Source organism: Tumidithrix elongata BACA0141, from assembly GCF_036349135.1.
In the GTDB taxonomy this organism is placed as follows: domain Bacteria; phylum Cyanobacteriota; class Cyanobacteriia; order Pseudanabaenales; family Pseudanabaenaceae; genus Tumidithrix; species Tumidithrix elongata.
Window position 1 is genome coordinate 1 of sequence record NZ_JAZBJZ010000088.1, and the last position, 22,793, is coordinate 22,793.

22 protein-coding genes are annotated in these 22,793 nt (G+C 45.5%); 8 read left to right on the forward strand and 14 right to left on the reverse strand.

All coding sequences use genetic code 11. The annotated features are described in order from the left end of the window. Positions 1 to 61 precede the first annotated feature (61 nt). Complete coding sequence (locus V2H45_RS18270) at positions 62 to 517, reverse strand: HNH endonuclease (protein ID WP_330485106.1); 456 nt, start codon at positions 515 to 517, stop codon at positions 62 to 64. Then, complete coding sequence (locus tag V2H45_RS18275; RefSeq protein WP_330485107.1) at positions 514 to 753, reverse strand: hypothetical protein; 240 nt, start codon at positions 751 to 753, stop codon at positions 514 to 516. Before V2H45_RS18275 ends, V2H45_RS18270 begins: the two co-directional genes overlap by 4 nt. Before the next feature lie 309 nt (positions 754 to 1,062). On the opposite strand from V2H45_RS18275, the gene V2H45_RS18280 reads away from it, so the two are divergent. Then, a complete protein-coding gene (locus tag V2H45_RS18280; protein ID WP_330485108.1) occupies positions 1,063 to 3,354 on the forward strand; it encodes an ABC transporter substrate-binding protein in 2,292 nt (763 codons plus the stop codon). 41 nt (positions 3,355 to 3,395) lie between these two features. Here the strand turns inward: V2H45_RS18280 and V2H45_RS18285 are convergent, their stop codons facing one another. From V2H45_RS18285 to rimI, 3 genes are all read right to left on the reverse strand, one after another. Beyond that, a complete protein-coding gene (locus V2H45_RS18285) occupies positions 3,396 to 3,581 on the reverse strand; it encodes a hypothetical protein (RefSeq protein WP_330485109.1) in 186 nt (61 codons plus the stop codon). 22 nt (positions 3,582 to 3,603) lie between these two features. Further along, on the reverse strand, positions 3,604 to 4,518 hold the full coding sequence (locus V2H45_RS18290) for a hypothetical protein (RefSeq protein ID WP_330485110.1): 915 nt from the start codon (positions 4,516 to 4,518) through the stop codon (positions 3,604 to 3,606). A gap of 99 nt (positions 4,519 to 4,617) precedes the next feature. Then, positions 4,618 to 5,151 carry a ribosomal protein S18-alanine N-acetyltransferase gene (rimI, locus tag V2H45_RS18295; RefSeq protein ID WP_330485111.1) on the reverse strand — a complete coding sequence of 178 codons (534 nt, stop codon included), beginning with the start codon at positions 5,149 to 5,151 and terminating at the stop codon, positions 4,618 to 4,620. 461 nt (positions 5,152 to 5,612) lie between these two features. Here rimI and V2H45_RS18300 point away from each other — a divergent pair, with 461 nt between their 5' ends. The 4 genes from V2H45_RS18300 (at position 5,613) to V2H45_RS18315 (ending at position 8,870) form a co-directional block, all read left to right on the forward strand. Further along, the gene (locus V2H45_RS18300; RefSeq protein WP_330485112.1) at positions 5,613 to 5,987 is read left to right on the forward strand and encodes a hypothetical protein; all 375 of its coding nucleotides are present in this window, start codon (positions 5,613 to 5,615) and stop codon (positions 5,985 to 5,987) included. Positions 5,988 to 6,098: 111 nt separating this feature from the next. Next, entirely contained in the window at positions 6,099 to 6,398 is a 300-nt protein-coding gene (locus V2H45_RS18305; RefSeq protein ID WP_330485113.1) for a hypothetical protein, read from the forward strand. A 75-nt stretch (positions 6,399 to 6,473) separates the two neighbouring features. Beyond that, positions 6,474 to 8,486 (forward strand): NAD-dependent DNA ligase LigA, encoded by a 2,013-nt coding sequence (gene ligA / locus V2H45_RS18310; protein ID WP_330485114.1) that lies wholly within the window; start codon positions 6,474 to 6,476, stop codon positions 8,484 to 8,486. A 48-nt stretch (positions 8,487 to 8,534) separates the two neighbouring features. Further along, a complete protein-coding gene (locus tag V2H45_RS18315) occupies positions 8,535 to 8,870 on the forward strand; it encodes a TfoX/Sxy family protein (protein WP_330485115.1) in 336 nt (111 codons plus the stop codon). Between the two features lie 163 nt (positions 8,871 to 9,033). On the opposite strand, the gene hemL is transcribed toward V2H45_RS18315, so the two are convergent. After that, the gene (gene hemL / locus V2H45_RS18320) at positions 9,034 to 10,335 is read right to left on the reverse strand and encodes a glutamate-1-semialdehyde 2,1-aminomutase (protein ID WP_330485116.1); all 1,302 of its coding nucleotides are present in this window, start codon (positions 10,333 to 10,335) and stop codon (positions 9,034 to 9,036) included. Between the two features lie 193 nt (positions 10,336 to 10,528). Between hemL and V2H45_RS18325 the strand changes: the two genes are divergently transcribed. Then, positions 10,529 to 10,837: a small RNA NsiR4-regulated ssr1528 family protein gene (locus tag V2H45_RS18325; protein ID WP_330485117.1), complete on the forward strand. Its 309-nt coding sequence runs from the start codon at positions 10,529 to 10,531 to the stop codon at positions 10,835 to 10,837. Positions 10,838 to 11,063: 226 nt separating this feature from the next. On the opposite strand, the gene V2H45_RS18330 is transcribed toward V2H45_RS18325, so the two are convergent. From V2H45_RS18330 to V2H45_RS18365, 8 genes are all read right to left on the reverse strand, one after another. Next, positions 11,064 to 11,735, reverse strand: a complete 672-nt coding sequence (locus V2H45_RS18330) for a cysteine hydrolase family protein (RefSeq protein ID WP_330485118.1) — start codon at positions 11,733 to 11,735, stop codon at positions 11,064 to 11,066. Between the two features lie 22 nt (positions 11,736 to 11,757). Beyond that, positions 11,758 to 12,120: a cupin domain-containing protein gene (locus V2H45_RS18335; RefSeq protein ID WP_330485119.1), complete on the reverse strand. Its 363-nt coding sequence runs from the start codon at positions 12,118 to 12,120 to the stop codon at positions 11,758 to 11,760. 18 nt (positions 12,121 to 12,138) lie between these two features. Continuing rightward, on the reverse strand, positions 12,139 to 13,758 hold the full coding sequence (locus tag V2H45_RS18340; protein ID WP_330485120.1) for an ABC transporter ATP-binding protein: 1,620 nt from the start codon (positions 13,756 to 13,758) through the stop codon (positions 12,139 to 12,141). Positions 13,759 to 13,892: 134 nt separating this feature from the next. Continuing rightward, positions 13,893 to 14,567, reverse strand: a complete 675-nt coding sequence (gene biuH, locus V2H45_RS18345) for a biuret amidohydrolase (RefSeq protein ID WP_408648825.1) — start codon at positions 14,565 to 14,567, stop codon at positions 13,893 to 13,895. 99 nt (positions 14,568 to 14,666) lie between these two features. Beyond that, the gene (locus V2H45_RS18350; protein ID WP_330485122.1) at positions 14,667 to 15,596 is read right to left on the reverse strand and encodes an ABC transporter permease; all 930 of its coding nucleotides are present in this window, start codon (positions 15,594 to 15,596) and stop codon (positions 14,667 to 14,669) included. Between the two features lie 75 nt (positions 15,597 to 15,671). Further along, positions 15,672 to 16,778 carry an ABC transporter permease gene (locus V2H45_RS18355; RefSeq protein ID WP_330485123.1) on the reverse strand — a complete coding sequence of 369 codons (1,107 nt, stop codon included), beginning with the start codon at positions 16,776 to 16,778 and terminating at the stop codon, positions 15,672 to 15,674. A gap of 80 nt (positions 16,779 to 16,858) precedes the next feature. Beyond that, positions 16,859 to 18,073: a BMP family ABC transporter substrate-binding protein gene (locus V2H45_RS18360; protein WP_330485124.1), complete on the reverse strand. Its 1,215-nt coding sequence runs from the start codon at positions 18,071 to 18,073 to the stop codon at positions 16,859 to 16,861. A 138-nt stretch (positions 18,074 to 18,211) separates the two neighbouring features. Next, complete coding sequence (locus V2H45_RS18365; RefSeq protein ID WP_330485125.1) at positions 18,212 to 20,134, reverse strand: iron uptake porin; 1,923 nt, start codon at positions 20,132 to 20,134, stop codon at positions 18,212 to 18,214. A 397-nt stretch (positions 20,135 to 20,531) separates the two neighbouring features. Between V2H45_RS18365 and atzF the strand changes: the two genes are divergently transcribed. After that, positions 20,532 to 21,923, forward strand: coding sequence for an allophanate hydrolase (gene atzF / locus V2H45_RS18370; RefSeq protein WP_330485126.1), 1,392 nt, complete (start codon positions 20,532 to 20,534; stop codon positions 21,921 to 21,923). 192 nt (positions 21,924 to 22,115) lie between these two features. After that, on the forward strand, positions 22,116 to 22,793 hold a 678-nt coding region (locus tag V2H45_RS18375; RefSeq protein WP_330485127.1), incomplete at its 3' end, for an AAA family ATPase.

A 22,793-nucleotide genomic window follows, 5' to 3' on the forward strand; every position in this document is an offset into this window, starting at 1 on the left:
CTCATTTTCCTCAAATCCCTTCCTACTCTTGTTTGTATTTTTAGAGATGCCCATAGAAGAGTTAACAAGCTGACTGTTGTGGATCGTGGATGGGTGGATGCCATCCGCCGCGAATCCAGAGACGACGGGCACGCTGAATAGAAGCATCATCATGTCGCTCGTCGTTCATATCGAGACGGTCAATCGTTGCTCGTCCAATAGGGCTAACACCCAAAATCTTTTGTCCGTTAATTGACCAGATGAAATGTTCTGACCATTTATTTTGTCTAGGATTGAAGAGTGGAACCGTTGCTTGGGTCTCAGGATCGATGCCATCTGTAAAGTTGTAGCGACGACCATTACAGCGATGACAGGCAAGCGCAAGATTGTCTTCGTTGTCTTTGCCCCCAAGAGATTGTGGGATGAGGTGGTCGAATGTGAAGCGGGAGGTACTGGCTTCTTCGGAGGAGTGGCAGTACTCGCACAAAAATTTGGCACGGTTACGGATACGTTGACGACTTATAGTGCTGATGGTCATGACTCAGCAATGATTCGAGCATTTACTAGAGTAAAGATGCGATCGAGTTCGGTGATGCCTGCAAGTTCAGCCGTTTCTTCGGGAGTGAGGATATCAGTTTTTTGCCGATCGATGAGAGTTTCTAGACGGGCTTGAAGTTCATCAGTAAATTTAAAAAGATTGAGTCCACGAACCTTTTGGAGTTGAATGCTACCTTCAACCCAAGAAGACGGTTGTACCATTGTTTGAGTAATCATAGCGATCGCTCCTATCCTTAAGATACGATGATTTAATGAAAATCAATAACTACGTATGAGCCTCCATAATATGCTCTGAATAAGGTATCAATTATTCTCAATAAATCAGAATATCAAATGTTTATTGGAATATCAGAAATATATAGAATCTTTTGCTTATTTTCTTTAATTTGTCATAAATTGAAGCGGTTGATTTCTGAAGACTTTGCTTTTGCTTGAATTTAATTATCACCCAGAATCATAATTTCAGGCTTAGCCGCATGCAAAGTCAGTGTAAAGTTTGATCTGTGTGCCACCATCACTAGAATCATGCAAACCGTTTCTGACTTCTTTAAAACTAACCGTCTCGCCAAATTCATCGCCATTGCTTTAGCAGCAATGTTTCTTGTGATTACGATCGCTTTGCTTATGCCGCGATCGCCTAAGGCGGACAATGCGATCGCCATTCCGATCGCCGTTGCTGCCCCACTTACAGGGAGCGGCGCGAGTGGCGGTCAAGAGATGGTAGATAGCATCCAGTTGTATGCAGATATCGTCAACCGAGAAGGAGGCATCAACGGACATCCGATTAAATTGCTGACCTATGATGATAAAGGCAGTGCCGATGGAGCGCAGCAGGTAGCGCAAGAGATTGTCAAAACCCAAGCCCTTATTGTCCTCGGACATCGGACATCGGATGCATCGATCGCAGCGGGAAGTATCTATCAAGACAACAAACTATCCGCGATTACGGGAACGGCGAACAACGAAAAAGTAACGGCAGATCGCCCTTACTATTTTCGGATGGTTTACACCAACTCCACCCTAGCAAGCGTTCTGTCCATATACGCCCAACAGGTTTTGCAGTTTAAGACTGCCACCATTGTCTATGACAATGCCAGTAAAAATGAACAAGTGCAATCGGAACGGATCAAAACAGCTTTTGGGGCAAATGGAACGGTCAAGAAGACATGGGCGCTGGATTCCGATCCCAATAATCGCAAGCAATCGATTCAGCAGATTTTGAACGAGCTAGCAGCAGAGCCAGATCCAGGCATTCTCTTTCTCACCCTCACCAAAGAAGATGTGGCAGAAGATTTTTTGGTGGCACTCAAACAGCGCGGACTCAAAACTCCTGTCTTAGGCGATCAAGCCCTTTCCCGCGAAGCTTTTGCCAAACGCTTTGATAAGTATGACGAAGAGAAAAAAGATCCTGGGTTCTTTACCGATGGGATGTACGTCGCCTCGCCGCTCTTGTTTGATAGTGCTGGCGCGGATGCCCAAGAATTTGTCAATGCTTACCAAAAAACTCATGATGGTAAGTTGCCCTCCTATCTAGGTGGAAAATTTTATGAAGCCGCGATCGCGGCTGTCGATGCCCTGCGTAAATCCGATCTGCAAATTACACCTGCTAGTGTCAGTAAAGATCGCGAGTTGGTCAACACGGCACTCAGTAGTTTAAATAGTCGTAAAGTGGCATTGCGCGGACTGACTGGCCCCATTTACTTTAATGCCAACCGCGATAGCGACCAACCTGTACGGGTGGCACAGTTTCAAGACTATAAATTGCTTTCGGCTTCTCAGCAGTTTACGACGATCGCCAATCCCAAAAGTTTAAACTTACCTGCCGAACTACAAGCAGGAAATATCGTCCAAGCGGGCGATCAGTTTTTCTGGCGGCAACGGGTGGTTTATACGGGCATTGACCTCAATAAGCTGAACCGTATCGATAAGGCTAGCTTTACCACTGATTTTTATATTTGGTTCCGTTTTAATGGCAATGACGATCCCGTGCAGATTCAATTTCCCGATGCCCTAGCGAATAGTGTTAACCCCACCGCTCCCATCTTCGATCCGAAAGCACCACTCAAAGCTCAAACTGTCGGCAATGGCATCAACTATCGGCTTTATCGCGTGCGCGGCGAGTTTCGCAATGCCTTTGATTTTCGCGACTATCCCTTTGATTCGCAAAATCTCACCCTGCGCTTTGACAACCCCAATCTATCCAGCGATCGCCTCGTTTATGTAATTGATACGCTGGGTCTGAAATTGCCGAAACCCGATGCGATTCAACGCAAACCGTTTCAGGGGCTGCAACTTTGGGATTTTAAAGAAATGTCCTACTTCCAAGACACTTCTCGTAGTAGTTCTACGCAAGGCGATCCCGATCTATTTCAGTCCACTACACAGGTTGACTACCCCGGATTTAGCGTTCGCATGACCCTAAAACGGAAGACCTTGGTTTTCCTCGCCAAGAACTTACTACCCCTGATCTTGCTGGCGTTACTGACCTATTGTGCGCTCTTCTTTCCCTATAATATGTTCGTGCCCCGTACAATGGCTCCAGCCTCAGCGCTGCTATCGGGAATCGTGCTGCTGCTATCTTTTAATAATCAACTGCCCGAAGTGGGCTACACCGTGGCGCTTGAATATATCTTTTACACCTATTTTGGGCTGTGTTTAATTCCCATTATCGTCACGGCGATCGGCGCAAAATTAGAAAAAGAGGGATATAAACGAGCATTCAAATATTTAAATATTTCGGCACGAATTCTCTATCCGATGATTCTAATTGCCTTGATCTGGTTTTATGCTGTGAACTACGGCAGTAAGCTGTTCTGATTTGTTGAGAAGCTATGGTTTAGATGCAACGATGGTTCAATTCAACCAATATTATTTGCCTTGTACTTGATTTCCCAAGTCTCTCCCTTAAAGTTTGACCGTCTTTCATGCGATAAGTCCATGTATTCCCGATCGCCAGTGGATAGTAAGTCGTCATGAAAATTACCTTTTATACGATCTAAGAAATCCTCAAAGCCTAGCATTTCAGGATTTTGATGCCAAGGCATTTCAAGTCACGTTACATTGAAGTTAATTCAAATCTCCTTTTGGCTTTGAAATATCAACGTTTAAATCTCTGAGAATAGGTGGTTTTGGTTGATTGAAAATCTCAAATTCCTTCGGTCGTCCTGCCTTAAGGCGTTCAATCTCACTATCCACTTGGTTGGCTATTTCTTGGACACTCTTTGAAGGCAATGGCGATCGCTGCATGAGGTTGAGTTTAAGCGTTACCTGTTTGACCAACAGTTGTCGAGATTCCAGATCGGTGTTTAGATCGAGATCGAACTGAAGCGCATGATTACCAAGGATTTTTGAAAGTTCCGTATTGACCAGAGATTCTGTGACGGTCTCCAGGGTCCGATCGAGCCCTGAAAGATTTGCTAAAACTGTTTCCTTTAAGAGACCCTCAAGGTTGCCAAACTGCAACAGCTTTGCCAGTTTCTCTGCGATCGCAAGGGGCCCAGCTCCGATCGCTTGCTCTAAAGCATTTTGCCAATTAAATTGCGACTTTACCCGCTGAATCAGAGATTTGGCTTCGACTTGATGAAGTTGAATATTCTCGATCAAAGGAATAATTGATGCAATCGTCTCGGTTAAATCTAATGTCTTGTCAGGCTGAAATTTTTGGACATAGGCATTGAGGCTATTGAGCACTTGATTTCCTAAAGACTCGCGCCACGCATTTACCTGTTGAACCAAGGTATCAGTAGCTGAGTCTACAAGGAAAGTTGTAATATTCGTCGGCTCGAACTGATTGACTACTTGCTGAATCAACGCATCAACCTGCTCGGGAGCGATCGCTTTTAGAATTCCCTGTTTTTGCTGAAAAGTCAAAATTGAACTAGCGATCGCGAGGAGGTCTTCACGAGAGTTTGGTATGTCAAAATGTCGCACATAGGCATTGAGCGTGTTTAAAAGCGATTCCTCTATTTCACGATTCGTCACGGGTACTCCTGAATAGATCTATTCGTCTGTAATTCAGTAATTTAATAATGATGCATTCAGCCTAATACCAAATTCCGATTTATCGCAATTAAATTTGCGCTAAATTTGCGCAACCCAACCTTTACTAGCTAGAACTTGGATGAGGTCTTGCTGCCAGATTTGTAAAGATTTTCCAAACGCTGGTGTATGCGTGCCCTTACACCAAAGAATCAATGCATCTTCACCCGTGACTTGATAATAGTTGCGCCGCCGCCCGACCTCGGTAAAGCCAAATTTTTGATACAGTGCGATCGCGGGTTGATTGGATGCTCTTACTTCTAAGGTTGCCCATTCTAAACTGCGATCGTGGGCGGCTTTTAGCAAGCCCCAAACCAGATAACTACCTAGCCCCTGTCGTTGATATTCTGGTCTCACTGCCAAAATCGTGATGTGCGCTTCTTCCAGAATTGACCAAAGGCAGCCAAACCCCAAAATTACATTTTCTGGGGACATAATGCCGACGAGGTAACTATTGGGGCTGCAAACCTCGCGCTCATAGGCTTCTAGACTCCATAGTCCCCCCAGACAAGTGCGATCGATGGCATGAATTTGAGATAATAACGCTTTAGTAATTTCAACTAAACGGACTTGCATTAACACCTTGCATTAACACTGAGTAGTAGTTTTCACGAAAGGATGCAATCTGTATATAGCAATTCTTAAGTGAGTAATTAATTTTGTAGCGCAAGCATCTTGCCTGCAAGGGCTAGAAACCCGTACTACGTTCGCAAACAATTAAGGTGCACTATAGAATGTTCGCGATCGCGAACATTCATGTTTAGAATCTAGCCTAAACATTCCAGCCTATATATTATGTTAGGAGCATTTAAGAATATTTCTAGTCAAGAAACTACTGTTGCTATCCAGTAAGTCGGACTTACCCCCTTTAATGCCCCCTTGCAAAGGGGGAAGATCGAAAATCTTATTCCCTCCCCTTTGCAAGGGGAGGGCTAGGGTGGGGTAAATTCTAGATGAGAAATGTTCTAAATTAAGCTGGCATAAGCTAGGAACGCATAAACTAGAAATAGCTTCAATCAAAATAAGGACGTAAACCCATGAGCAACCCCAACGATATTGAAGAGCGCTTTCGTCAGCTCGAACGTGAAATGAACATGAAAAGCAGCGAGCCGCCGCTAAAACGGGCTGAGCCAGAAAAAAGCTCGCAAAACTCCTCACCCTTTGGTGTCGATGGCATCAATATGGATACGGCTAAGTCTGGCTTGGGTAGTCTGATTAGTTGGATTAATAGTTTAACTGGGGCAACCAAAGTGATCGCGATCGCGGTTGTGGGCATCATTACATTTACGATTCTTAATATTTTGTTTAAGGCAGTGATGGCGGCTATCTCCCTAGGCATTATGGCTCTGGTAGTCTTTGTGCTATACAAAGTATTCTTTCAACCAAGTTCCTCGACCGAATCCAAACCCTGATGTCTGTGGCTGCCAAACTCCACCCTGATTCCGCTAGCTATTCTCTCTATAGTGAGTCCTATGAGTATCCCCAACGTTCCGCGCAGACGCATACAGCCGAAACTAAGGTCTATGCCCCCTCGTAAATCCCCTTCGGCGATTTACATTCAAATGCACCAACTGGCAAATGAAAAGGAAAGGCTGCATCAAGAACTTGCGATGCTGTGCGATCGCCAACTACAAATCATGCAGCGACTGGGCGAGCTCGATCGAGGATTGGCAAAGTTAGAGTCAGATGTGGCTGAAAATACGCTCAATGTTGACTTTTTTACGGATGCAACGCCAACGGTCAAGGCTCAAAAAACTAGACAGGTAAAAACGGTGAGAAGCAGTAGTGGGAATCCATTTGACAGCATGACGATTGAATATTAATTAATGCAACACCTGAGCCGAATATTGATTTAGCGATTCCATCGAAGTTCGCTTTTTATATCCTTACCTACAGCAATGAGACAACGTATCGAAGAGTTGCGGGCAGTGCTGCAAAAAGCTAGCTATGCCTATTACGTTCTTGATGCTCCAGAGCTAGCCGATTCTGTTTACGATCGGCTCTATCGCGAACTTCAAGATCTAGAAACACAATATCCCGAACTGATTACATCGGATAGTCCTACCCAAAGAGTTGGAGAACGTCCAGCTTCACAGTTTGTCTCAGTACAGCATAATATTCCTCTATATAGTTTAGAGAATGCCTTTACCAGCGAGGATATGGCAGCATGGCAAGAACGCTGTCTCAAGGCGATTAGGGAAGATGACGAACAGGTGGTAAATTTTGCTTCAGTCTGCGAACTTAAGATTGATGGCTCGGCGATCGCACTCACCTACGAAAATGGTTTATTGGTAAGGGGGGCAACGCGCGGCGATGGTGTCGCTGGCGAAGATATCACGCAGAATATTCGCACGATTCGTTCGATTCCCCTGCGGCTAAATCTCGAAAATCCACCGCCCGTAGTCGAGGTGCGCGGTGAGGCATTTCTACCGATTCAAGTGTTTGATGAAATTAATGCAGAGCGATCGCGATCGGGAGAAGCGCTATTTGCCAACCCCCGGAATGCGGCGGCGGGAACGCTGCGTCAGTTAGATGCGCGGATCGTGGCAAAGAGACGGTTAGATTTCTTTGCATACACGCTACATATTCCGACTTCTTACATACTTCCATTACCCCAATCTCAATGGGAATCTTTGGAATTATTGCAAAACATGGGATTTCGCGTGAATCCCAACAAACAGCTTTGCCACTCACTGGCAGAAGTCCAAGCCTTTTACGATCGCTGGGAGACAGAGCGGTTTCAACTGCCCTACATGACCGATGGCATGGTGGTAAAAATCGATGCCTTTACGCAACAAGATCGATTAGGGTTTACCCAAAAATTTCCACGTTGGGCGATCGCTTGGAAATATCCCGCCGAAGAATTGCCAACCAAACTTCTGGCTGTGACTGTACAGGTGGGACGCACGGGCGCATTGACTCCCGTTGCCGAACTCGACCCCGTGTTGCTAGCAGGGACGACCGTCTCTCGTGCCACGCTGCATAACAGCGATCGGATTGCGGAATTGGATCTACACATTGGCGATACAGTCGTAGTTCGCAAAGCTGGCGAAATTATTCCCGAAGTGGTGCGGGTACTAGTGGAACTGCGTCCGTCAACAGCGGAAAAGGTGGAGATGCCAAGGCATTGTCCTGAGTGCCAATCGCCCGTAATCAAACCAGAAACGGAAGCCGTGACCCGCTGTGTGAATCCGACCTGTCCTGCCATAGTCAGAGGAGCGATCGAGCATTGGGTCAGCCGCGATGCGTTGGATATCAATGGTATTGGCGAAAAACTCGTGCGCCAGATGGTTGGCGCCGATCTCGTCAAATCCGTTGCCGATCTCTACGAACTCACCGTAGCAAAGCTGATGACCCTAGAGCGCATGGGTCAAAAGTCCGCTGATAAAATTATCGAAGCGATCGCGCAGTCAAAGCAAAAACCTTGGTCGCGAGTTCTCTATGGCTTGGGAATTCGCCATGTTGGTAGCGTCAATGCCCAACTATTAGCCGAAAATTTTTCTAGCGTAGAACAATTGGCTGCGGCCCAACCCGAAGCGATCGCTTCGGTCTATGGCATTGGTACTGAAATTGCCCAAGCCGTCTATGAGTGGTTTCGTCAGCCCGAAAGTCAACAAGCGATCGTGCGTCTACAACAAGCAGGGCTCCAACTCATCGGCGAAGCCAAGGCGATCGCAACAAACGCATCTTTACTGGGTAAGGTTTTTGTGATCACGGGCACGCTCCCCACGCTAAAACGTGACGAGGCGAAAGCCAAAATTCAAACAGCAGGTGGCAAGGTTACAGACTCCGTTAGCAAAAAGACGGACTATCTTGTGGTCGGCGAAGAAGCTGGTTCTAAGTTGACCAAAGCCCAATCTTTAGGCATTACTTGCCTATCTGAAGCAGAGTTACTAGAGCTACTTGAGTGATTGTTGCTGGAGAAACACACGCAAACAAGTAAAACTTGGAGATTTTGTATGGCATCTCAGCAAAGCACCGTTGATTACATTCTCGATCAAATTGCAGAAGCAGGGTCAGTTTCTGCAAAAAAGATGTTTGGCGAATACGGAATATATTGCGACGGAAAAATGGTGGCTTTAGTTTGTGACGACCAACTGTTTGTCAAACCTACTGATGCGGGTAAAGCATTCATCGGTGAATTTAACGAGGGACTTCCCTACCCCACCGCAAAACCATGCCTTTTGATTTCAGGTGACAAGTGGGACGATCGCAGATGGCTGACCAATCTCATAAAAATCTCCGCAGCGGAATTACCGTTGCCTAAAAAGAAACCTCGTAGCAAAAAGAAATGAAGAGCCCATTTTGAATTGGGGTTGCACAAATTTAAGAGAAATTGGTATCAGCTTGGAATAAGAAAACCTGAAACGCTATACCCCCAAGATTCCCCCAGCCCTCTTGCAAAAGGAAAGCAGAAGGGAGAGAATCTCCCTTCTGCTCTGAGAAACGAAAGCGTTCCTATGCAGGACTAATTTGAGATAGAACTGCACGAGCTGCGGCTAGGGTTGCTTCAAGATCGGCATCCGTATGCGCTAAGGATGTGAAACCAGCCTCAAATTGTGAAGGTGCTAAGTAAACTCCATGCTCTAACATGCCACGATGGAACTTGGCAAATTTTTTGGTATCGCTCGTCTTGGCATCTTCATAGCTATAGACCTGCTGACTGGTAAAGAACATACCAAACATGGCTCCAAGAACGTTGCCCGTGGCAGCATGGCCTGTTTCATGGGCGATCGCGAGCATTCCATCGGCTAATTTCTTTGTAACTTGGTCGAGATATTCGTAAGAACCAGGTCGCTTCAGAATCTCTAGGGTTTTGATACCCGCTGTCATTGCTAAGGGATTCCCTGACAATGTACCTGCTTGATACATCGGTCCCGCAGGGGCAACCAGCGCCATGATGTCCTTGCGACCGCCATAGGCACCAACAGGAAGACCACCCCCAATCACCTTACCAAGGGTAGTGAGGTCAGGCGTTACACCAAAACGGGCTTGAGCACCACCATAGGAAAGGCGAAAACCTGTCATGACTTCATCAAATACGAGCAAGGCTCCATTGGCGCGGCAGAGATCTTGCAAACCTTGAAGAAATCCTGCCTTAGGCAAAATGCAACCAGCGTTGCCAACCACAGGTTCGATAATCACACCAGAGATTTCATTAGGGTTTGCCGCAAATAGGGCTTTGACCGCTTCCAGATCGTTGTAAGGCGCAGTCAGAGTGTTTGCAGTCGTAGACTTAGGCACACCAGGGGAGTCGGGCAAGCCAAGGGTAGCCACGCCCGAACCTGCTTGCACCAAGAACATATCAGCATGTCCGTGATAGCAGCCTTCAAACTTGATGATTTTATCTCGACCTGTAAACGCACGCATCAAGCGCAAAACCGACATACAGGCTTCAGTCCCAGAGTTGACAAAGCGTACCATCTCAACGCTAGGCACTGCGTCAATGACCATTTCGGCAAGCTGGTTTTCTAAGACACAGGGCGCACCAAAACTCGTCCCATGCGCTAGTGCCTGATGGAGAGCTTCAATGACCTCGGGGTGAGTATGACCGACGATCGCAGGGCCCCATGAGCCCACATAGTCAATATATTTGTTGCCATCGATGTCCCATGCGTAAGCCCCCTGCACGCGATCGAACACCACAGGTTCCCCGCCTACAGATTTAAATGCTCTTACGGGTGAACTAACGCCACCGGGCATAAGGTTTTTGGCGGCTGCAAAGATTTCTTGTGATTTTGTCGTGTTAAAGGCGACCATATTACGGATTAGCTATTTAAATACTTCTTAATTTCAATTTAGCCTGAAGTGACGGTCGATCTTAGCAAAACTAGACGTTTCTTAATACCTGTAGCTATCGCAAATTCTGGCAAGCATTTAACCCACTGGTCACGATCCCCATGATTGAGTAAGCTGGACTGTAGCAAAATTAATTTCTTAAGTTTTACAAACTATGTCTACTGAAACATCTGCCGAATCTCCTTCACCATCGACTACGGGTGCTGATGCCATTGATGTGGCGATCTCCCAGGGTATCGATTTTGATGGCTCTGCGATCGACCCCAAAAAATTGGATCTATACCATAAGGTGATGGCGATCGAGGCTGGTCGCCAACGTAGTGGTGTCACCAATACCATGCGATCGCGCATTGTCCGCATTGGCGCAAAACATATTGCCAAAGACGAACTCAATCATATGCTTGCGGATGCTGGATTTAACCCACTTAAAGACAAGGAAATTGCTTTCTACTACAGCAAATAGCCCCTCTTAAATGAGTTCGGGTTAACGTCAGTTCGGGATAAGAAAAGCTGAAACCCTTTATCTGAGCTATTGATACCGTAAATGCCAAATTCTCCCCCAAAGTCCCATTTATCCAGCAAATCAGGGTAGGCACACACCATCCCCTGCCCCTCCCCTACCACAATTCGTAGGGGAGGGGCCTCCGTGCTCGCCCAGAACGCTGGGTTTTCCTTCGGATTAAAGTGGATTAAGAATTCTCAAGCGATCGCAGGACAGATTCAGCATCCGCTGTCCAGCCGATAATTCCACCTTGAGCGCGAAGCATGGCAACGGTTGCTTGCTTAAATTCTGGGAAATAGCTCTCTGTGCCGTCTTCAATTAATAGGCATTCATAGCCGCGATCGTTGGCTTCGCGCATCGTTGTCTGGACGCACACTTCCGTGGTCACACCTGTAAACAGAAGGTGTGTAATGCCTTTCTCTTGCAGAATTGATTCCAAATTAGTGCGACAAAACGCGCCTTTACCGGGCTTTAAGATTACGATCTCTCCCTCTATAGGTTCCAACTCTGGAATAATGCCATTCCCTTTCTCTCCCGCGATCAAGATTCTTCCCATCGGGCCTTCATCCCCAATTTTTAGACCAGATTTGGCGCGATGTAACTTTGCGGGTGGGCAATCTGACAGATCGGGAGCATGACACTCAATCGTATGAATTACAGGGAGTCCGAGTTTCCGAAACGCTTCTAGCAATTTCTTGACCGTGGGAACGATCGCTTGCAACAAACTGACATCATTTCCCAAGGCATCGCCAAAACCACCTGGTTCCAAAAAGTCCCGTTGCATATCGATAATTACCAAGGCAACCTTCCCAGAAGTAGGAAGTTCGTAATCATAGGGTTGAGCCGCGATTGAAGTCATAGAGGTAGTTAATTAAGGGATATTATGGGTCTGCTTGCATCACGACGGGTTTTTCCCAGATTGCCAAAACAATACAACCAGATTCACTAGAAACACTATGGCTAGTGTCTGGAGGATTAATCACAAGGGTTCCTGCGAGATGAGTCCCATTGCGATCGGTCTGTTCTCCTGACAGAACAAAAATATGTTCAAAGCCAGAATGGTTATGGGTGGGAACACTTGCACCTTTTTGATAGCGCAACAGGGCTGCACCTGCCCCCGTACCATCTCCGTATAATCGATAGATGTCTACGCCTTCTCGAAAGGGTTGCCAAGGTAAATTGTGATGGTTCGCATGAATATTGAACAGATCTTTGAAAATCAAAGCTCGATCTGGGTTTAGCATTACATTTTTATTTTAAATTTAATGTCCTGCCATCTTTTGACCAATGGTGGCAAAATCAGCTTCCGCTGGTGTGCTCTCATAGGTAAATTTACCATCACTGATCACCATAAAGCGATCGGATAGGGCGAGAACTTCATCGAGATCTTCACTGACGAGCAGCACTGCCACCCCACGATTGCGAGCTTCCACAAGCTGCCCGTGAATGTACTCTACTGCGTTAAAATCTAGTCCAAATACAGGATTCGCTACAATCAAGAGATTAATCTTGTTTGCCGAAAGTTCTCTCGCTAACACAGCCCGTTGCACGTTCCCGCCTGACAGGTTGCCAATTGGGGTATCAGGGGAGGGCGTTTTAATAGAGAACACACCGATCAGGTTTTTCGCCATATCGCGAATGGCTTTAAATATCAACAGGATGCCTTTTGCCTGTGGAGGACGGTCAAATGTTCGTAGAGCAAGGTTCTCAGCTACGCTCATATGTGGAACGCAGGCATTCCGTAAGGGTTCTTCGGGTAAGGCATAGACATGATGCTTTTGCATCTCTGCCCTTGTTGCCCCATAAACTTCGCCATTGACTAAAATCTGACCACCCGTCGGAGGGCGTTGTCCAGACAGGACTTCCACTAGTTCTCTTTGACCATTCCCAGATACGCCAGCAATTCCAATGATTTCTCCGCCTCGAATGGTTAAATCCAACCCTTCTAAAGCAGGAAAGCCATTATCTTTATTGGCACACAAACCTTTAACTTCGAGAGTAGGTGTTTCGGGATTGGTTTCGGTTTTCGCAACTTTTTTAGGTTCGCGTTGTTCGCCCAGCATCATCGCTGCCATGTCAGCAACGGTGAGGTCTTTGACATAGCCATGTCCTGCAAATTTACCCTTGCGCAAAACGGTGACTTCATCCACAAATGCCATGATCTCGCGGAACTTATGGCTAATCATGAGCACGCTTAAGCGTCCTGCTGTAACTTCTTCTCGTAATAGACCTAGAACTTCATCGGCTTCCTGAGGCGTAAGCACAGACGTAGGTTCGTCTAAAATTAAAACGCGATTTTTGAGATAAAGCTGTTTGAGAATCTCTAGTTTTTGCTTTTGCCCAGCAGCCAGTTGAGAAATGGGCATGTTCAGATCGATTTGGAAGGGTGAGGTCGCCATAAATTCTTCCAACTTGGCAAACTCAGTTGCCCAATTGATCACCATCGGCGTGTCAGGTCGCACTAGCAACAAGTTCTCAGCTACGGTCATGGCTGGTACGACTGTGAAGTGCTGATAAACCATGCCCAGACTATATTTACAGGCATCGCGAGGACTATGGATTTCACGGGACTGCTTGTCAATTAAGATCTCACCAAGGGTCGCTGGGTGATAGCCCATAATGCATTTGACTAAAGTACTTTTGCCCGCGCCATTTTCACCAAGTAGGGCATGAAAGGTTCCGGGTCTTAGCTTGAGAGAAACTTGTTCGACAGCAGTAAAATTACCAAACCGCTTGGTCAGATTGACAACCTCAACTTCTGGAGGGAGATCGGATGGATTTGTTGCAGCCCTAGTCTCTGAACTGTTCGTTATAGGACTCACAACCTCACTCGTCATCTGACTCACAAAATCTGCTGATTCATTGGGTATACTGCCTGACATTGCTTTTCTCCTTTAGTTTAAAAATCTCCCTCCAACCACTGCGATCTCATCACTGAATCGTTTTCGGTATCGTTTTCAGTTTGCCTATTTTCAGTTTATGTATTTAATCTAATATATTCAATCTATCGCCTCACTTAGGTAATCGCTGTAATTAATGCTTCAGAATCAGACACACTTCCAAATACGCCACCCTGCATTTTGACCATTTTTAAAGCGGCAAGGTGATTGCCGTAGTCGGTGGCTGCGGTGCAATCTGATAGTAACAGACACTCATAGCCGCGATCGTTGGCATCGCGCATAGTTGTATGCACGCATACATCCGTTGTAATCCCTGCCAGAATAATATTTTGAATGCCGTTACGTTTTAATAACAAGTCCAGATCGGTGGCATAAAACGAGCCTTTTCCCGGCTTATCGATTACTGCCTCATTGGGTAAAGGGGCAAGCTCGGGGATAATCTCCCAACCCGGTTCGCCGCGAGTTAGAATTTTGCCGCAAGGTCCAGGATCGCCGATGCCTGCACCAATGCGACGCGATCGCCACCGTTTGTTATCAGGCAAATCCAAGAGATCTGGACGATGCCCTTCACGCGTATGCATCACATGAAAGCCTTTTTCGCGCATGACTTTGAGCACGTTTTTAATCGGCTCAATTGGGGCGCGGGTTAAAGAAATGTCATACCCCATCTTGTCTACATAGCCACCGATACCGCAAAAGTCCGTTTGCATATCGATGATCAAAAAGACAGTATTCTCTGGTCTGAGATCGCCATTGTAGGGATAGGGGTAGGGATCGGCTTCAACAAACATAGTCTGGGTATAGTCTGGGTTTGGATTTGTGGAATTTGAATTTATTGCATTCAAGGTTTTGAGTAGGGGCAATTCATGAATTGCCCCTACTCAAAGCGGTTATTCATTAGTACCTAAAGCGCCCGGCGAACCAGCAAGGGTTCGTTTGGGCGAGCAGGTGATAATCATGATAATTAGCGTAAAGATATAGGGAGCGGCGTTGAACAGGTAGGGAAAAGCATTGATTCTGACCGCTTGCAGCGCAGGACCGATCGCTTGGGCTCCCCCAAACAACAAAGCTGCCCACAAACACTGAATTGGATTCCATCTCGCAAAAATTACCAGACCCACAGCCATCAGCCCCTGTCCGCTAGAGATGGTCTCAGACCAAATTCCAGGATAGTAAAGGGAAAGACTAGCACCACCGATACCTGCTAAGAAACTGCCTGCAACGATCGCACAGGTTCTCGTCCAGATTACGGAAATTCCCATGGCACGGGCAGCACTGGGACTATCTCCCACCGCACGTACATACATGCCCCAACGGGTAGACTTAAAGAACCAATACATTAACGGTGCGATCGCGATACCAATCAACAATAGGGGACTGACTTGGAGCGCCGACTGAAGCGGCGCATAAGTGCTCCCTCCACTAAAATCAAATAAAGGCAGTTTAGGAGCTTGGGGTTTAATGAAGGGCTTGCCATAGAATGAAGCGATGCCACTGCCAAAGATAAACATGGCAACGCCCACAGCAACATCATTTACCCTTGGTAACTGCGAAAGCCAAGCATGAATCAATCCCAAACCAATGCCAGAAAAACCTGCTGCCAAAACTCCCAACCAAGGATTTCCTGTGAGGAAAGAAACGGCATAGGCGGTCATTGCGCCTAGTAATAACGTTCCTTCTAGACCTAGATTGATTTTCCCTGATTTTTCGGTCAGACACTCGCCCAAGCTCACAAACAAAAATGGAGCGCTGCCTCTTAAGGTTCCTCCGATAATTGCCAAAGGTACACCTAACCAATCTGCTGCTGCTTCTGCTGCCATTGACTCCTTTCTCCAGATGAATTAATTAGGGTTAATGTTTAGATGGAAATGTTAAATAGAACTTACAACTAGAGATCAAGTAACAGGAGCAGCCTGTGGAGGCTGGGGAGCTGCAGCAGGTGGCTCTTCTCTTTGCTTAAAAATGTCGAACTTGCCATAGAGCGACTCGCTAAACAAAATCACCAAAAATACGATGCCCTGAAACACCAAGACCGTTGCATCGGGTAAGTTGAACGATCTTTGTAGACCACTACCACTAGCCAAAATCCCTCCAATCAGAATCGATACGAGAAACGCTGCTAGAGGATTTTGCTGAGCAATAAAGGCAACCGCAATGCCGTTGTAGCCATAGTTGGCATTTAGGGAAGCATTTGCGGCATGGTGAATCGCGGCAATCTCAACCATCCCAGCGAGACCAGCACAGGAACCTGCCAGAAAACAAATAATCAGCGTTAACTTGCCGACGGGCAATCCCGCAATCTTGGCAGCGCGAATGTTACCTCCGGTCATGCGTACGGCAAATCCAAACGTAGTTCGCTGAATCAAGAAGTAAGCAAGCACGCAAGCAATTAGGCCATAAATTAGCCCGAAATGTACCCTCGAACCAGGGATAGAAAGTAACCAGTTTGCTTCGGCAATGGGAAAAGTAGAAGGCTTGTTCAAGCTGGAAGGATCGCGCATCGGTCCCTCAACCAAGGTATTGAGAATGGCGATCGCAATGTAGTTCATCAACAAACTGCTGATCGTTTCATTCACGCCGCGATAGTACCGCAATGCCCCTACAGCCATGATCCACAAACCACCAAAGATAATTCCGCCCATCGCCATACCGATTTGGACGACGAAGGGAGGAACAGAAGTTCCTAAGGCAAGACCTGCAACGATCGCACCAATGCCGCCCATAACCAGAGCGCCTTCATTGCCGATGATCACCATACCCAATCGGGCAGGCAACGCCGTACATAAAGCCGTTAACATCAGCGGCGCTGCCCGCACCAAAGTACCTTGCCATGAAAAGGAACTACCAAAGGCTGATTTATAAATCTCACCGTAAACAGCAAAGGGATTCGAGCCTTTTGCCAGACAAAACAAACCAAACAGGAAGAGAGAAAATAGTAATGCCGCGATCGGAATCACGATTTTCTCAGCCCAAGACCGCCAGTTAGTAAGGAGACTGCTCATGATTTAACCCTTGGAATTTAGCCCCTATAGCGATTTTCAAAATACGTTAGTTGCGTGAATTAGGTTGACCGAACGAAGCCTTAGCCCTTAGTACTGCCAATTACACCTTCCACTAGCCAATCCATCTTTTCTAGTTCTGGATCGATTTGTTTCAACTTCTTCTCTTTAGAAATCACCACCTTCCCTGTATTGTCTTTGATTTCGCCTGCATAGATCACCATACTGCCATCCATAAATTTAGCCAAAGCCGTATCGGCTTCTTTCTTCGTAGCAGCACTGACAGCACTACCATAGGCTGACACCTTACAGAACTTCTCCTTCAAACCGCCACGAACTAGGTGAGGAATGCCACCATCTGTCACAGACTTGCCAGCTTGGAACTGTTCGACATATTTGGCATAGACATTACCCCAATCCCATTCAGCACCTGTGAGATAGCCGTTTGGAGCAAGTTTTGCTTGATTGACGTGGTATCCAGTACAGAAGATCTTGCGTTTTTCTGCGGTTTCGATTACTACCTTGGGACTATCAACGTGACAGGTAAGAACATCAATGCCCTGATCGATCATGCTACTAGCAGCTTCAGCTTCTTTTACAGGTAAAGACCAGTCACCTGTAAAGATAACCTGTGTGGTGATCTTTGGATTCACACTACGAGCGCCCAGAGTATAGCTGTTGATGTTACGCAACACCTGAGGAATTGGTTTGGCGGCAACAAAACCCAACTTGCCAGACTTAGATGTCAAGGCAGCCACAATACCCGCAATGTATTCGGCTTCATCAATGTAGCCATAGTAACTACCGATATTCTTAGGATGTTTGCCATCTTCGTAGCGTCCACCACAATGGAAGAATTGCACTTTAGGATTATCAGCAGCCACCTTGAGAATGTGCGGATCGAAATAACCAAAAGAGGTTGGGAAAAGGACATTAGCCCCATTTTGGTTAATCATACTCAACATCGTTTCCTGAACTTGGGCCGTTTCAGGCACACTCGCTTCATCTACAGTTTTGACGTTGGGCAGCTTGGAAATCGCCTCTTTCCCATCAAAGTGAGACTGGTTGTAACCAAAGTCATCCTTGGGCCCAACATAAATAAACCCAATCGTCAAAGCACTTGTTGCACTGGGTGAACCACTAGTTGGAGTAGTTCCTGGACTTGTTTTCCCAGGAGTAGATGCTTGCTCGGTTGGCGCACATCCTGTCCAAAGCTGAGATGTCAAACCAAAGGCAGAAGTAGCAAGAAGACCGCGAATTAGCTGACGACGATGTATGTATAAAGAATCTCTATCCAAGTTGCCCTCCAAAAATTTATTCTTAACTGACAGCAAGAGGAAGGTAGTGTTTTCAAGTATGGTTGCCTAAAGGTTGGATGAAATCCTCCTCAAAGGGTAAGAACAACACCTCAAAACACTACCACGACCTAAGCGGAATTAGAAGCTGAATTGCATGCGTAGGTTACCCACAAAAACTGAGGGGTTACTACTGAAGTTATTGGGGTTGAGAATTAGGTAAGCCGCAGGCACGAGGGTTATATTCTTTGTGATAGGTAAAGAATAGGCAGCTTCTAGATCGTACTGTACACCACCATCTCCTGCACCTGCAACCAAAAGATTTCTACCGCCTGTGAAGTTATAGGGCATTACTAGGGAGAGTGTTCCCAATGCGCCATCTTTAAATAGATCGGGAAATGCTAAACCAAATTGAAATGCCTGTGTTGTTACACTTCCTGCGGAACCACCTGTAGTCTTATTTAGGTTAGTCGAACTGATACCATAACGACCGAACAGACCAAAGCCTTTGGTTACCAACCAATCAAAGTTAGCCACAAAGACATCTGACTGACCATTACTCAGACCAGCACCAGTAACACCATCATCCGCCAGACCTGGCAAGGATGGTGTAGCACCAACACCACCCACTTGACCAAAAAGTGCTTGTAAGTTAGTGCGGCTATACAACAGCCTGAGTGTAAAGTTGTCGCTAGGCTTAAAGCCAATTTCAGCAGTTAGAGCATTGTTACCACCAAAGAGACCTTGGTTAGGATCGGAAGCTGAACGAGGACCGGGTAAAAATTCATTGTCCTCAGCTAGGTAGCCAATCTTGAAGTCAAAATTTTGTCCCAAGGGAGTCATGAACACAACACCAGCTCCACGTTTGGCATTGGTGAGTAAAGTACTGTCAATCGAGTTGAAACTGCTCGTCCCATTCAAAAAGAGGGTGAAGCGGTTGTTATCAAAATACTTGTAGAAATTGACTCTCGCACCCACTACTAAACTTGCTTTCTCAAACACAGGGAACTGATAAGAAAGTTCGCGTAAAACTACTTGGTTCGAGTTAATTCCAGCCGTCTGATCGGTAAATGGTACACCTGTGGAGTTAAAGAAAGTAAAGGTTGTTGGAAAACCATTGTAGGCATTGTATGGAGAAGTACCATTACCCATCGCAAGTTGTGTTGTCAAGATATCGCTTCCAGTGAATGATGTCTTGAGAGTAAGCCAAGCCAGACCACTAAATGTGAGATTAGGTTTTGTCGCTGTTCCAACAACAGGAACACCACCTACCCTAGCACCCGTCTCAAATTTAACGTTATTGCCTCCAGAAGCACCAGTAAGGTTAAAAAATACCAAACCGCCTAGTTTCGTGGTGGTAGAAAATTGTTGCGCTTCAAGTGTGGCAGTTTTTGCTTCAAGGGCATCGACACGACCGCGTAGGGTTGCTAACTCAGCTGCAAACTCTTCTTGGAGTTTTTGGAGAGCGGCAAGGTCTTCCTTACTGACTTTGTCTGCCAAACCAGCGGAAATAATTTCGTTAATTTTGTCTAAACAAGCATTCAAACCAGCGGCAAACTCATAGCGAGTCATGGCTCTTTGACCGCGATAGGTGCGATCGGGATAACCTGCGATGCAACCATAGCGTTCTACCAAGGACTGAAGGGCTGTAAATGCCCAGTCAGTTGGCTTGACATCGCTCAGCTGCGACACCGAGGTTACCTGTGCCATTTTGCCCGCAGATCTGGATCCGTCTCCCTCTTTGCTCAAGGTCGTAACTTGAGGTAATAGTTGCGACACATTGGTTGTTTGTGCTGTTTGTGAATTTACAGTGGGCACTGCTAAATCACGACGCATTACACTAGAACTAGGAGTAACAACCTCAGTAGTAGCTTGAACAACTACCGATGAATCCTTGCTATTGATACTGGCATCAGGCTGAACTGAAACCTTAGTGGCAGAAGTAAGCGAAGGATCTGTTGCCTTGACCTCTGCATTAGCACTAGCTGTAAATGCTAGAAAACTCAAACATGCCAAACATGAAGCATTCTGAATCAAACGATAGTTAAAATTTATTCCTTTCATTTCCTACACACCAAATGTCAACATTTCCATTACACCGATTTCACTTTTGACATTCTCTTTTCTCAGAAACAACCTCCAAGTTTAGGAGAACTTACAAAAGACGAAAACCAAATAAAAGAGAATCTTTCAATTTTAATGGATGCGCTAGGTTGCAAGTAGATAACCTGCTTGGAGGAAGGCGAGATGTTAAAGCTTACCCAAACCTTAGCAAGGATATACACATGTAAATGTATAGCCGATTACATCTTTTATATGTTCAAATTCAAGTATGAGGAACTATTTCCAATGTCGATCAAACCCAATTACGATCGCATTTCTAGTTATTTTCTAAGATTTATTGCGAAATTCCGATAAATGGTGTTAAACCAGAATTAGTTATAAACTCTCAAAAATCATAATGACTGAACTTTGTCTGAATATTGAGAACCTTACCCATGCTTATCGAGTTGGCACCTTAACGCCTATTAAAGTTATTTATCAGATTTATCAACGAATTGAAGAGTATGGGGATAATCCTATTTGGATTACCTTGCTTGATCGAGCGATTGTTCTACGATCGCTTGAAGAGCTGGAAGAAAGAGTTCGCATTCGAGGATTAGAAGCTTTGCCTTTATATGGAATTCCCTTTGCGGTTAAAGATAATATTGATGTAGCGAATTTGCCCACTACCGCAGGATGTCCTGCCTATACCTATCAGGCATCACAACATGCCACAGTTGTTGAGAAATTGCTCGATGCTGGAGCCATCTTAATTGGGAAGACAAGTCTCGATCAGTTTGCCACGGGTTTAGTGGGAACGCGATCGCCTTGGGGAGCCTGTCGCAATGCCTTTAATTCGGAATATATCAGCGGCGGGTCTAGTTCTGGTTCGGCGGTAGCGGTGGCGAAGGGATTTGTTAGCTTTGCCTTAGGAACAGATACGGCTGGTTCGGGACGGGTTCCTGCGGCATTTAACAATATTGTTGGACTGAAGCCCACCAAAGGATTGCTCAGTACTTTTGGTGTGGTTCCAGCCAGTCGTTCGCTAGATTGTGTCTCTGTTTTTGCGCTCAATTGTGAAGATGCTCGACGCATTTTTGAGATTACACAGGGCTTCGATTCACAGGATAGTTATTCTCGTCCTTTTCCTATTGAATCCTCTAAGGTATTACCCAAGAAGGGATTTCGCTTTGGTGTGCCCAAGTTAGAGCAACTGGAATTTTTTGGCGATCGCGAAGCTAGTCAGTTATTTGAGCAAAGCATTCGCAACTTGGAATCTTTATCAGGTCAGCCCGTAGAAATTGACTTTGCACCTTTTCGAGAGGTCGCTCAATCCCTCTATTCTGGTGCTTGGATTGTGGAGCGATATAGTGGCTTAAAAGAATTTGTTGCCAGTCATCCCGATGATGTTCTTCCAGTAATTAAGCAAATTCTCTCTCTCGCAGAGAAGTTCTCCGCTGCTGATGTGTTTGAAACGTTGCAAAATCTGCAAGCTCTTAAACAAAGGACTCATAAAGAATGGGAAAAGATGGATATCCTTCTTCTTCCCACCACAGGAACCATTTACAAGATTGCCGAAGTTGAAGCCGAACCTATTCAACTCAACAGCAATTTAGGCTATTACACGAACTTTGTGAATTTATTGGATTTATGCGCGATCGCTTTACCCGCTGGATTTCGCAAGCAGGAATTTAATTATGGATTGCCTTTTGGTATCACGCTGATCGCCCCACCCTTTAAGGATATAGACCTATGTGAGATTGGGACGGTTTACGAGCAGGCATTTGGCGATAAACTTGGGCGAGAATAGTGAAAGTGCAGTAGCTTTGCTTTAAGATTGCGAACTCTTCTTCTAGTCGTTTTTTGTCTAATGCTGAGCTATAATCAGTAAAATTGTGAGAATTTCACAAATAATCGTGTTTGAGCATCATTAAAGCGATTTATGCTTATAGAATTTAGCGTTGGCAACTACAGATCGTTTAAGGAGACTGTTACCTTCAGCATGGTGGCAGCAAAACTTTCATCTAAAGATAAATCTCTAGATGAGAATAATATCTTTGCAGTAGATCGCCACCTGAGTTTGCTTAAAAGTGCTGCAATTTATGGAGCGAATGCCAGTGGAAAGAGCAACTTAGTAAAAGCAATTCGCTTCATGCAATGGTTTATTTTAAATTCTTCTAAGGAAACTCAGGCAACAGAAATGATTCACCTTGAAAGATTTAAGCTAAGCGCAGAAACGGAAGGAAAGCCATCTTCATTTGAAATTGTTTTCCTGATGGATGAGAAGGTTCATAGATATGGATTTGAGATAACTGAAAAAGAAGTCGTCTCTGAATGGCTTTTCTACACACCTACAACGAAAGAAATGAAAATCTTTGAGAGAAAAGGGAAGAATATCTCTGTAGCGCGGATCTTTAAAGGTAGTAGAGGAGTCATAGCTAGAACTAGAGAGAACGCTCTTTTTCTTTCGGTGGCAGCTCAGTTTAATGTTGAGATTGCTGATAAAGTTTTAGCTTGGTTCTCAGAAAATTTGAAGATCGATATAGATATAGACAAAATTTGGGGTCGCCAATTTACAATTAAAAGTTTGGAACATCCAAAATATAGGAATAAAATTTTACAACTACTTAAGGGCACCTCTAAAAATCAGTCAGAGACGAAAAACGAAAATAAAAAGAGA